The 11,558-nt window shown below is 64.3% G+C and carries 12 protein-coding genes and 2 pseudogenes; 8 read left to right on the top strand and 6 right to left on the bottom strand.

Translation table 11 applies throughout. From position 1 onward, the window contains the following. Positions 1–423, bottom strand: a pseudogene (locus DYI24_RS12125) (ABC transporter substrate-binding protein); the annotation flags it as partial. 219 nt (positions 424–642) lie between these two features. Here DYI24_RS12125 and DYI24_RS12130 point away from each other — a divergent pair. Further along, on the top strand, positions 643–1,395 hold the full coding sequence (locus tag DYI24_RS12130; RefSeq protein ID WP_107355717.1) for an invasion associated locus B family protein: 753 nt from the start codon (positions 643–645) through the stop codon (positions 1,393–1,395). 83 nt (positions 1,396–1,478) lie between these two features. Here the strand turns inward: DYI24_RS12130 and DYI24_RS12135 are convergent, their stop codons facing one another. Continuing rightward, a complete protein-coding gene (locus DYI24_RS12135; RefSeq protein WP_164572463.1) occupies positions 1,479–2,048 on the bottom strand; it encodes a hypothetical protein in 570 nt (189 codons plus the stop codon). Between the two features lie 135 nt (positions 2,049–2,183). Next, the gene (gene hspQ / locus DYI24_RS12140; protein ID WP_011158219.1) at positions 2,184–2,516 is read right to left on the bottom strand and encodes a heat shock protein HspQ; all 333 of its coding nucleotides are present in this window, start codon (positions 2,514–2,516) and stop codon (positions 2,184–2,186) included. A gap of 123 nt (positions 2,517–2,639) precedes the next feature. Here hspQ and DYI24_RS12145 point away from each other — a divergent pair, with 123 nt between their 5' ends. After that, positions 2,640–3,596, top strand: a complete 957-nt coding sequence (locus DYI24_RS12145) for an AEC family transporter (RefSeq protein WP_164572464.1) — start codon at positions 2,640–2,642, stop codon at positions 3,594–3,596. Between the two features lie 6 nt (positions 3,597–3,602). Here the strand turns inward: DYI24_RS12145 and DYI24_RS12150 are convergent, their stop codons facing one another. Beyond that, positions 3,603–4,799, bottom strand: a complete 1,197-nt coding sequence (locus DYI24_RS12150; RefSeq protein WP_164572465.1) for a UbiH/UbiF family hydroxylase — start codon at positions 4,797–4,799, stop codon at positions 3,603–3,605. 133 nt (positions 4,800–4,932) lie between these two features. Here DYI24_RS12150 and pcsA point away from each other — a divergent pair, with 133 nt between their 5' ends. From pcsA to DYI24_RS12165, 3 genes are all read left to right on the top strand, one after another. Then, positions 4,933–5,667 carry a phosphatidylcholine synthase gene (gene pcsA / locus DYI24_RS12155; RefSeq protein ID WP_164572466.1) on the top strand — a complete coding sequence of 245 codons (735 nt, stop codon included), beginning with the start codon at positions 4,933–4,935 and terminating at the stop codon, positions 5,665–5,667. Continuing rightward, the gene (locus DYI24_RS12160; RefSeq protein WP_164572467.1) at positions 5,664–6,386 is read left to right on the top strand and encodes a TerC family protein; all 723 of its coding nucleotides are present in this window, start codon (positions 5,664–5,666) and stop codon (positions 6,384–6,386) included. Before pcsA ends, DYI24_RS12160 begins: the two co-directional genes overlap by 4 nt. A gap of 86 nt (positions 6,387–6,472) precedes the next feature. Then, positions 6,473–7,447 carry a quinone oxidoreductase family protein gene (locus DYI24_RS12165; protein ID WP_164572468.1) on the top strand — a complete coding sequence of 325 codons (975 nt, stop codon included), beginning with the start codon at positions 6,473–6,475 and terminating at the stop codon, positions 7,445–7,447. A 168-nt stretch (positions 7,448–7,615) separates the two neighbouring features. Here DYI24_RS12165 and rimO read toward each other — a convergent pair whose 3' ends face one another. Next, entirely contained in the window at positions 7,616–8,941 is a 1,326-nt protein-coding gene (rimO, locus tag DYI24_RS12170; protein WP_164572469.1) for a 30S ribosomal protein S12 methylthiotransferase RimO, read from the bottom strand. 230 nt (positions 8,942–9,171) lie between these two features. Between rimO and DYI24_RS12175 the strand changes: the two genes are divergently transcribed. After that, a complete protein-coding gene (locus DYI24_RS12175) occupies positions 9,172–9,324 on the top strand; it encodes a hypothetical protein (RefSeq protein ID WP_159060686.1) in 153 nt (50 codons plus the stop codon). Positions 9,325–9,339: 15 nt separating this feature from the next. Here DYI24_RS12175 and DYI24_RS12180 read toward each other — a convergent pair whose 3' ends face one another. Next, positions 9,340–10,254, bottom strand: coding sequence for a LysR substrate-binding domain-containing protein (locus DYI24_RS12180; RefSeq protein WP_164572470.1), 915 nt, complete (start codon positions 10,252–10,254; stop codon positions 9,340–9,342). 101 nt (positions 10,255–10,355) lie between these two features. Here DYI24_RS12180 and DYI24_RS12185 point away from each other — a divergent pair, with 101 nt between their 5' ends. Then, positions 10,356–11,312: an ABC transporter substrate-binding protein gene (locus tag DYI24_RS12185; RefSeq protein WP_164572471.1), complete on the top strand. Its 957-nt coding sequence runs from the start codon at positions 10,356–10,358 to the stop codon at positions 11,310–11,312. A gap of 40 nt (positions 11,313–11,352) precedes the next feature. After that, positions 11,353–11,558 (top strand): annotated as a pseudogene (locus DYI24_RS12190) (ABC transporter permease); the annotation flags it as partial.

The raw sequence follows: 11,558 nt of genomic DNA on the forward strand, positions 1-11,558 counted from the left end.
GAATGTGACGTAGCTGCGAATGTCGTCGATTTCGACCGAGCGCGCGAGCAGGCCGTACAAGGTGAACGGCTCGTCGTGGCCGCGCGCCAGCAGACTTTCGATCACATAACCTCGCATCTGCTGGACGGCGATGCCTTTGACGATCAGCGGGTTGAGACTGTCGAACGCGCCGACGACGCTGGCGATCATCCGACCGCCCTTGGGGGCGTCCGGGTTCACGTAGGGCATCGCGGTAAAGTCGGAAGGCTGCGCGGGCTTGCCGTTCATCGCGATCGCATGGCTGACGATCGCAGGTGCGGGAGTGCCGGCCGGCTCGGCGCCTGCCGTCGTAACGCCGGTCAGGCATCCGGTGCCGATCGCGAACGCGACGGCGAGGACCTTGATTCGGCGGATGAAGCGGTGCTTTGATTCGGCGCGTCCCACGCCGGGATTTTTACCACATTAGCGACTGGAAACCGGTGCCGGGGGATTGTTGCCATTGATCTTTGCGTTCGCCAATGTATTGAAGGCGGGCAGTCGATGATGCCCACCGGCTCGTCACGTAACCGCCTCAATTGGCACCGAGACAGCGGCCAAACGGACCGCTGTCAGCTCCAGCGTCGCAGGTTGGGGTGCGCGACCGTTTCAGAAAGGGTTTTCCGAATGAAGTCTTGCAACTTGGTCGCGTCGGCCGGGCCGCGCGGGCGGGCCTTCGCCCTGCTGGCGGCGACCGCGTTTGCGGCGTTGACCATCGCTCCCGCCGCGCAGGCCCAGCAGCCGGCCGCCCCGAAGGCAGCCCCCAAGGCGGCGCCGAAGGCAGCCCCGGCGCCGGCGCAGCAGGCTCCCGCCCAGGGACAGCCTGAGCAGCAACAGGTTCAGCTGATCTACGCGCCCTGGACCAAGTTCTGCCTCAAGGGGCAGGACGCCAATGCCAAGCAGGTGTGCTTCACCGGTAAGGACGGCCGTATCGAATCCGGTCAGCCGGTGATCGCCGCTGTGATCATCGAGCCGGAAGGCGAGCCGAAGAAGATCCTGCGCGTGACGCTGCCGCTCGGCATGCAGCTCGTGCACGGCACCCGCATCATCGTCGACAGCAACGCGCCGCAGCAGAGCCCGTATGTGATCTGCTTCGCCAACGGCTGTATGTCGGACTATGAAGCGACGCCGGATCTGATCAATCAGCTCAAGAAGGGTCAGAACCTGATCGTCCAGGCGATCAATTCCAACGGCGCGCCGCTGACGCTGCCGCTGCCGCTGGCCGAGTTCGCCAAGGCCTATGACGGCCCGCCGACCGATCCGAAGCAGTTCGAAGAGACCCAGAAGAAGCTGCAGGAAGAGCTGCAGAAGCGCGCCGAAGAGCAGCGCAAGAAGCTGGAAGCTCAGGCTCCGGCCGGCGCCAACCCGGCTGCCAAGTAAACACGCGACTGCAATCGCAAAATGCAAAGGGCGCCCCGGTGGCGCCCTTTCTGTTTTCTGCGTACTCGCCTGCGCTGCTGCGGTCAGCCGGTGACGGTTGCCATCACGGACAACTGGGTTGCCGCGTCGATGCCGCGGGCCTCCATGGCGTTCTTCAGCAGCGGCGCGTCACAGCCGTGATCGCGCATCCAGCGGGCGATTATTTCGACGCGATCCTTTCGATCACGGCAGAGTTCGGTCGCCAGCCGCAGTTCGGGCGCCACCACCGCAACGCGCGTGTTGCCCACGGCGATCTCGGAAAAGTGCGTCCAGGGGCCGCTGCCGAAAGCCTCGATGAAAGCGGACTGCGACGGAGACTCGACGGTGCTGGCATCGACCTGAACGCCGCCCACCTCGAACGCCGCGTAATACTGCACGCAACAGGGCATCCAGGTCGGCGGGCTCAGGCATCGGTAGGCGGCAAGCGCCCGCGCGAAGGTCTCGACATCGCTGCGTGTGGGCATGAGGAAGTCGACGTCGCAGGGCTCGATCGGCACTCCGCGCAGCAGGTCCGCGGCGGTGCCGATCAGGCGGTAGTCGAAGCCGCCCTCCTGTTTCGCCAAGCTCAGCACAGTCGTAAGGGTCTGGCGCAAAAGCTCAGGCGTCAGCGTCATGAGAGATCCTTCCCACGACAGCCTAGCAGGGATATGGCTCTCTGCGCTTTTGTGCTTTCGCGTGAGACGGCGCGTTCCTGCAATCCGTCCCGGCTGGGCGGGTCGATATGTCGATCGAAACCGCGCCGTCCCCGATTAGTTCAGCGACGGATTGCGCGGCCGGTAGCCGCCGGACTTGTCCTTGATGAAGATCTCGGCGACCTGGGAATGTCGGATCGGCTCGCCGGAATCGTCGGGCAGCAGATTCTGCTCCGACACGTAGGCGACGTATTCCGACTCCGCGTTCTCCGCCAGCAGGTGGTAGAACGGCTGGTCCTTGCTCGGCCGCACCTCTTCGGGAATTGCCAGCCACCATTCCTCGGTGTTGGCGAATTCCGGATCGATGTCGAACACAACCCCGCGGAACGAGAAGATCCGGTGGCGGACGATCTGACCGATCTGAAATTTAGCGGTTCGCGTTTTGATCATGGGAGTCGGATAGACCAGCTTGGCGGCGGACGCTAGTGGTAAACCGGCGACTCTGCTCCGCGGTGGTTCACCCGGGGTTTCCCTGATACCGGTAGGTTCCAACGCCCCGCTGCCGCATTTTGCATGATCGATATTCTCAACCTCGCCCTGCCGTATTTCGGCCTGATCTTCGTCGGCTTCGCCTGCGGACGCTGGAAGAAATTGCCCGAACAGGGCCTGGTTTGGATGAATTTCTTCCTCGTCTTCGTCTCGCTGCCGGCGCTGTTCTTCCGCATTATGTCGAAGACGCCGTTCGAGGAACTGAACAACCTGCCGTTCGTGCTGGCGACCACGCTGGCGACCGCGATCGCCTTCTTCCTGTCAGGGGTGCTCGGCCGACTGATCGGCAAGCTGTCGATGCGGGAGGCGACGATGGCGGCGCTGTCCGGCGGCTACGGCAATATCGGCTATATGGGGCCGGGGCTGGCGTTGTCGGTGCTTGGCACCCAGGCGGCGGCGCCGACCGCTTTGATTTTCTGCTTCGACACCATCTTTCTGTTTTCGATCGTGCCGCTCGGCATGGCGCTCACCGCTACCGACAAACGGCCGCTGATCCCGACCATCATCGCGGTGCTGCGGGAGATCCTGTTCCACCCGCTGATCGTCGCCGCCTATTGCGGAGCGGCGGCGGCTGCGTTCCATGTCGAGCTGCCGGTCGCGGTCGATAAGATGCTGGGCTTCTTGCAGAACGCGGCGGCGCCGGTAGCGCTGTTCACGCTCGGCGTTACTGTGGCGCTGCGGCCGTTCGGGCGGGTGCCGTGGGAGATCCCCAGTCTGGTGGCGGTCAAGCTGCTGCTGCACCCAGTGATCGTGTTCTGTCTGATATTGGCGTTCGGGCCGTTTTCGCCCGAATGGGCGGCGACTGCAGTGCTGATGGCGTCACTGCCGCCGGCACTGAACGTGTTCGTGATCGCCCGGCAATACAATACGTGGGTCGAGCCGGCGTCGGTCGCGGTGCTGATCGGGACCTTCATGTCGGTGGTGACGCTCACCACCGTGATGTGGCTGATCCGGACCGGGCAGATCCCGTTCCCGGGCTAGCCGTGCTCAGATCGAGCGCCAGAACGGCGACAGCCCCTCGCGCATCGCGAACCGGCGGATCGGGGCAACCGAACTGATCAGATGCATCCCCGCCGCCCGCAGCATCTGCGCGGGTAAGAGATCGCTGAGCAGGGTGCGGTTGGCGATGTCGATGGCCGCGGTGCGGCTGGCGATGTCGGGTCCGCGGCTGCGGCCATAGCGCGCCATCACAGCGTCCGAGCCGATATCCGTGCCAGTCGCCAGCGCGTCGCGCACGATCTCGGCAAGGTCGCCGGCATCCCGCAGCCCCATATTCAACCCCTGCGCCCCGATCGGGGGGACGACGTGAGCGGCTTCACCAACCAAGGCGATGCGATGTTGCGCGTACGCGGCCGGTTTCTCGATCGCCAGCGGAAACAGATTGCGGCCGGGCTCGACGGTCATTTTGCCGTAGATCGACTGTGACTGCTTCTCCGCCGCAGCCGACAATTCGTCGTCGGACAGCGCCATCAGCCGCTGCGCCTCTTTCGGTGAGGCGACCCAGACGATGCTCATCCGACGACCCGGCAGGGGCACGAATACGCACGGGCCTTCCTTGGTGTGAAACTCGGTCGAGACGTTGTCGTGCGAGCGTGTCGTCTTGACGTTGAAGGTCAGCGCCGACTGGTGCAGGGCGCGGCTGCTCACCTTGATGCCGGCGGCCTCACGGCACTGCGACTGGCGGCCATCGGCGCCGACCACCAGCTTGGCCGAGATGGTCCGGCCGCCGCGGATCCGAACGATCACTTCGTCGTCGCCCGGCACGACCGATTCAGCTTCATCGTCGAAACGCTGCAGGTTCGACAACTCGGCCGCGCGTTCTTCGAGGCCGACCAGCAGGGCACGGTTCTCGATGTTGTAGCCGAACGCGTCCATGCCGATTTCATCGGACGCGAACTTTACTTCGGGGGCCCGGATCAGCCGGCCGGTATCGTCCACCAGCCGCATCGACCGCAGTGCGGCGGCCTTGCTCGAGCAGCGGCGCCAGACGTCAAGTCGGTCGAGAATGTCGATCGAATCGCCCAGCAGAGCCGTGGTGCGATTATCGCCGTAGGGCACCAGCCGCGCGATCAGCGCGGTGGCAGCGCCGGTCTCGGCAAGCGCGATGGCGGCGGTGAGGCCGGCGGGACCGCCGCCGACAATGATGGCGTCGTAGCTGTTAGGCTCGATCAGGCTCTGGGTCATGGCACGGACAATTGCTCTCGTCAGCGACGATTTCAAGTCCGCCGCGAAACATTAACGTTTCCGGCCGTTTGCGCGACGGAACGCCGCAACTGATTGTGCAGACCGGTACCCAACCTGATATGCACGAGGCCCGATGACACAGTTGGACCCTTCGCCATTGCCGCCCGGATCTGGCACACGCCGCGCCGCCGCGCTCGGCGTGCACCTGTTTACGGCCGCAGGGGCGGCGATCGCATTGCTCGCGATGCTGCAAGCTGTCCGCCAGCATTGGGCCGGGATGTTCGCCTGGCTCGGGTTGGCGCTGCTGATTGACGCGATCGACGGCCCGCTGGCGCGGCGCCTGGACGTCGCAAGGTTGCAGCCGGACTGGTCGGGCGACGTGCTCGATCTGGTGGTTGATTTCGTCACCTACGTGTTCGTGCCGGCCTATGCGATCACCGCGAGTGGTCTGCTATTGCCGATCGCAGCGCCGCTGCTCGGCATCGGCATCGTGATCAGTTCGGCGATGTACTTCGCCGACCGACGTATGAAGACCGACGATAATCACTTCCGCGGCTTTCCGGCGCTGTGGAACGCAGCAGCATTCTATCTGTTCTTGCTGCACCCGCCGGCGATCGTCGGCAGCCTGGGAATAGCAGCCTTGATCGTTCTGACCTTTGTGCCACTTCGTGTGGTGCATCCCGTGCGTGTTGCGCGATTGCGCGCCGTGACGCTGGCGCTGATCGCGCTGTGGGCGGTGCTCGCTGCCTATGCAATTGTCCGCGACTTCGAAGTCCCGCTGCCGGTTACCATCGTGCTGTGCGCGGTCGCCCTCTATGTCTGCCTTGCCGATAGTGTCATCCGCTTATTCCGACGAGCCCCCCGATGATCGAATTGTTGTCCAGTCCCGAAGCCTGGGCCGCGCTGCTCACCCTGACGGCGCTCGAAATTGTCCTCGGCATCGACAACGTCATCTTCCTGTCCGTGCTGGTATCCCGAATCCCCGAGCCGCGGGCGACCCGCGCGCGCCAGATCGGCCTCGGCCTGGCGCTGCTGTTTCGGCTCATGCTGCTCAGCGTGCTGGTGTGGCTGATCGGGCTGACGGCGCCGGTGTTCAGCATCGCCGACAGGGCGTTCTCCTGGCGCGACATCATCCTGATCCTCGGCGGCCTGTTTCTGATCGCCAAGGCGACCCACGAGATTCATGCCGAGGTCGAGGCCAAGGACGGCGAGGCGCAAGCCTCAACCGCCGATCGGGCGTTCTTCTGGGTGATCGTGCAGATCGTGGTGGTCGATCTGGTGTTCTCGATCGACTCGATCATCACCGCGATCGGCATGGCCCAGGACATCGAGATCATGGTCGCGGCGGTGCTGATCGCGATGGCGGTGATGTACGTCTCGTCCGGCCCGGTGGCGCGATTCGTCTCCGAGCACCCGACCACCAAGATGTTGGCGCTGGCGTTCCTGGTGCTGATCGGCGTGGCGCTGGTGGCCGATGGTTTCGCGTTCCACATCCCGCGCGGCTACATCTACTTCGCCATCCTGTTCTCGGCCGCGGTGGAGTTCTTCAACGTGCTGGCCAAGCGTAACCGCGCCAAGCCGCGGTGACGCCGTGCGCCGCCGCATCGCCGCCGGTTGACAAGGCCGGGGCGATGGCATTCCGTGACGCTGACAATAGACCTGAGGGGACGATAATGGCGAAGGCGGTGCGGGTGCATCAGGTGGGTGGACCGGAGGTTCTGGTCTACGAGGACGTCGAGCTGCCGCCGCCGGGCGAGGGCGAGGTCCGCATCCGCCAGCACGCGGTCGGCCTCAACTTCATCGACGTGTATTTCCGCACCGGACTCTACAAGGCGCCGTCGCTGCCGTTCGTGATCGGCAACGAGGCTGCCGGTGAGGTCGTCTCGGTCGGACCGCACGTCACCAATTTCCATCCCGGCGACCGCGTCGCGTACTACGCGAACCTCGGCGGCTATGCCACCGAGCGCAACATCGAAGCCGCCAAGCTGGTGAAACTGCCCGACCACATCACCTACGAGCAGGGCGCCGTGCTGATGCTCAAGGGCCTGACGGTTTGGTACCTGCTGCACAAGACCTTCAAAGTCGAGCCCGGCCACCGCGTGTTGATCCACGCTGCCGCCGGCGGCATCGGCCTGCTCGCGTGCCAATGGGCGCGGGCGCTCGGCGCGCATGTCATCGGTACCGTCGGCTCCAAGGCCAAGGCCGATCTGGCGCTGGCCAATGGCTGCGATCACGTCATCCTCTACAACGAAGAAGACTGGGTAGCGCGGGTCAAGCAGATCAGCCGCAATGAGCTGTGCGACGTGGTCTATGACGGCGTCGGCAAGGCGACGTTCCCCGGCTCGCTGAAGTGCATCAAGCCGCGCGGTCTATTTGTATCGTTCGGTAACGCCTCAGGCCCGGTGCCGCCGTTCCCGCTCACCGAGCTCAACAACCACGGCTCGCTGTTCGCGACCCGTCCGAAGCTGAACGACTATATCGGCACGCGGAAGGAACTGATCGAGGGCGCCGACACGCTGTTCTCGGCCGTGATCGAAGGCAAGCTGCACGTCCCGATCAACCACGCCTACGCGCTCAAGGACGCCGCCAAGGCGCATATCGATCTGGAAGGGCGTGTGACGACCGGTGCTTCGATTCTGAAGCCGTAAGCGCTCGCTTCTGTGCACTGCCCCACCACCGTCATCCCCCGCGAAAGCGGGGGATCCAGTATTACAGAGCGCCTGTTAGTAAATGCGAACCCTCTGCAATACTGGGTCGCCCGGTCAAGCCGGGCGATGACGTTGCGCTGGTGATGTAGCTCGCCGGCTAACAGGTTCTCAGAACCCCGCCACCGTCCCATGCAGGTCATACGCGTCGGCGCGGTCGATCTTGGCGGTGACGATTTCGCCGACGCGCAGCGGGCGGCGGCTCGACAGATAGACCGCGCCGTCGATGTCCGGCGCATCGGCCTTGGAGCGGCCTTTGGCGACGGTCGGGCCGATCTCGTCGATGATCACCTGCTGACGGGTGCCGACCTTGCGCTTCAGCCGGCGGGCAGAGATCGCCTGCTGCCGCGCCATCAGCCTGTTCCAGCGCTCCTGCTTGACCTCATCCGAGATCTGATCTGGCAGGGCGTTGGACGGTGCGCCGGCGACCGGCTCGTATTTGAACGCCCCGAGACGATCGATTTCGGCTTCGTCCAGCCATTCGAGCAGGAATTCGAAGTCGCGCTCGGTCTCGCCAGGGAAGCCCACAATGAAGGTCGAGCGCAGCGCCAGATCCGGACACTGCTCGCGCCAGCGCTTGATCCGGTCGAGCGTCTTGTCCTGCGCGGCCGGGCGCTTCATCAGCTTCAGCACCTCGGGGCTGGCGTGCTGGAACGGGATGTCGAGATAGGGCAGCACCTTGCCGTCCGCCATCAGGCCGATCACCTCGTCGACATGCGGATACGGATAGACGTAGTGCAGCCGCACCCAGGCGCCGAGCTCGCCGAGCTCGTTTGCCAGATCGAGGAATTTGGCGCGGACGCTGCGATCCTTCCAGGGGCTCTCGGCGTACTTCACATCGACGCCGTAGGCCGAGGTGTCCTGCGAGATCACCAGCAGCTCCTTGACGCCGGCAGCGACCAGCTTCTCGGCTTCGCGCAGCACGTCGCCGGCGGGGCGCGATGCGAGATCGCCGCGCAGCTTCGGGATGATGCAGAAGCTGCAGCGATTGTTGCAGCCCTCGGAGATCTTCAAATACGCGTAGTGCCGCGGCGTCAGCCGCACGCCCTGCGGCGGCACCAGATCGAGATGCGGGTTGTGAAGCGCCGGCCGCGCCCGGTGCACCGCCTCGAGCACGCTTTCATATTGCTGCGGTCCGGTGATCGACAGCACGCCGGGGTAGGCGGCTTCGATCTGCTCCGGCTCGGCGCCCATGCAGCCGGTGACGATCACCTTGCCGTTGGCCGCCATCGCTTCGCCGATCGCCGCCAGCGATTCCTGCTTGGCGCTGTCGAGAAAGCCGCAGGTGTTGACGATCACGAGGTCAGCGCCGTCGTGCTTGCGCGCCAGTTCGTAGCCCTCGGCGCGCAACCGCGTGATGATGCGCTCGGAATCGACCAGGGCCTTGGGGCATCCCAGCGAAACAAAACTGATCTTGGGCGCGGTGGCCTGCTGCATGGTCGAACTGCCTGGATTGGGGTGTGAGAGGAGCTAAACCGGATCGGCGGCGCTGGCAAGGCGGGCCGGAACTCCGTTGGGCGAGAAGAATGCTCTTCGGTGAGGTTCCGGAAGAGGCGAATTTTTCCGGTTCCGGGACCCGCGCAGCGGGCCCGTTGTTATTTCGGCGGCCGTCTTGCGGAGGACGACGGTCAGGCCTTTCTTGTTCGGCGGAACCAGGAGATGGACCGGTGCGACAACAGCCTCATTTGCAGTCCGCGACAGCCCAGCGGCTTCGGTCGTGGTCGGCGGTCGCCGTCGATATTCACGTCCTGATGCTCGGCGCAGCATTCGGCCTGATCGGCGCGATCGTGATCGCCGCTCCGCATCTGCGGCTGCCGTGATCGCCTGAGGGCTTACTACTCGTGCGAGCCGCTGCCCGCCTGGGTTCGGACGAACCGCGCCGCTGGAGCGAGCGCTGAATTTGCGAAATGCCGGACGATCACGCTGGCGAGCGCCTGTGCCGCAGGATTGGAGCTTCGCGCCGAGCGGTAGAGCACCAAATCGACTTTCGGCAGGGCTGGGAACGTATCACCGCGTCCAAGCATGCGCATTCCCGGCAGCACCGAGCTCTTGCCAACAACACTGACCGCAATCCCAGAGAACACCGCCGCCTGAATGCCACTGATGCTCTCGCTGATGCAGCTCAGGCGCCAGATCCGGCCAATGCTCTCGAGCGCCGCGAGACCGAAATCGCGGAAGATGTTGCCGGGCGGCAGCATCGCCAGCGGCACTGGGTTTTCGAGGTGTACTGAGCTTCGCTCAGACGCCACCCACACCAGTTCTTCCTGCGCCACCAACTCGCCGACCTTGAACGCCGGCATCCCCGTGACGATCGCCAGATCAATCTCCGCGCGTTCGACCGACGCCATCAGCTTGCTCGACAGCGCGCATTTCAGTTCGACATCGACATTAGGGTAGGCGCTACGGAAGTCAGCCAGGATGCCCGGCAGCAGATATGCGGCGTACAGATCGGGCATCCCGAGCACGACCACGCCGTCGAGCTTTGGCGCGGCGAGGCGGGCGCGTAGTTCGTCCTGCAGGCCCATGATAGTGCGCGCATAGCCGAGCACCAGCTCTCCATGATTAGTCAGCACCAGCTTGCGGCCGACCTTGGTGAACAGCGGTGCTCCGGTTGCTTCCTCCAGCCGGTTGAGCTGCAGGCTGACGGCTGGCTGGGTCCGACCCAATCGGCGCGACGTTTCCGAAAAGCTGCCGGTCTGAACCAGCACGATGAAAGTCTGCAGCAGGCGGAGGTCGAGTGGGGCGAGCATCGTTCTATTAAGCCAGCTTATAAAACCGATATAAACAATAAATTTCTGATGTTGTTGCGTCGCACCTACAGTGGCTTGCCGGGATCAGCAGCGAGGAAGCCATGCACAAAAGCACCAGACGCCACTTCATCCGCCTTGCGGTGACCGCGACAGCGCTTGCCGCCACCAGCCTGACAGCGCTTGCGGAGGATCGCGTCATCAAGGTCGGGACCTTGAAGCTGATCCACGGCATCACGCCGTACTTCTACGAGAAATTCGTGCCGGCGGGCGTCAAGGTGGTGGTGGTGCCGTTCGAGAGCCCGACCGATGGCAAGAACGCCGTGGTCACCGGCTCGGTCGATTTTGGCATCTTCGGTCTCGCCGCGGCAACCCTCGGCGGCGCCAACGGCGAACCCGTGGTGGTGGTCGGCGCGGCCTGCAATCGTGGCATGGCCGTGGTGGCCGGCAAGGACTCCGGCATCGCCAGCATCAAGGATCTGAAGGGCAAGAAGGTCGCGATCTGGCCGGGCTCGACCCAGGAGGTCGTCATCCTCGACCGGTTGGCGGCTGAGGGCATGTCGATCAAGGACATTCAGGCGGTCCGCGTCTCGTTCAGCGATATGGCTCCGGCGCTGGCGCGCGGCGACATCGACGCCTATGTCGGCGCCGAGCCGGCGGCAGGTATCAGCCTCGCCAGCGGCGTCGGCAAGATCGTCGAGTATCCGTATTCGACGCCGACCGGTTCGCTGAACATGGTGCTCAGCACCCGGCGCGAGCTGATCGAGAAAGACCCCGAACTGATCCGTACGCTGCTGAAAGTGCATCGCAAGGCCAGCGAATATGCGATGAGCAACCGCGACGCCTTCGTCGAGATGGCGATGCAGAAGCTCGGCCAGCAGAAGGCGTCGATCGAGCAGGCGGCGCCGAACGTCGAGCTGACCTGGAACATCGACGATCAATTTCTGAAGCAGGCGCAGTATTACGGCTCCCAGATGCTCGACAAGAAGCAGATCCGGCAGCTCCCCGACTACAAGACCTTCATCGATCCAAGCTTCATCAAGGCCATCTCGGCGTCGTGAGCGACAGATGAGCTTGGAAAGTACGGTCTCCCCATCCGCCATGAGTGGCCCCGCAATCACCAAGGCTGCCGCGACTGTACGCGGCAGCAGCACCAGACAATTCGCCAAACTTACAGCTAGGCTCCGCACCGCCGCCCTTGCGCTGATCGTGCCGGTCGGTCTGCTGCTGGTATGGGACCTGATGGTGCGCTGGACCGGGACGCGGCTGGTTCCGCCGCCATCCGGCGTCGCGACCATGATGTGGGA

The organism is Rhodopseudomonas sp. BR0C11, from assembly GCF_010820945.1.
GTDB lineage: Bacteria > Pseudomonadota > Alphaproteobacteria > Rhizobiales > Xanthobacteraceae > Rhodopseudomonas > Rhodopseudomonas palustris_H.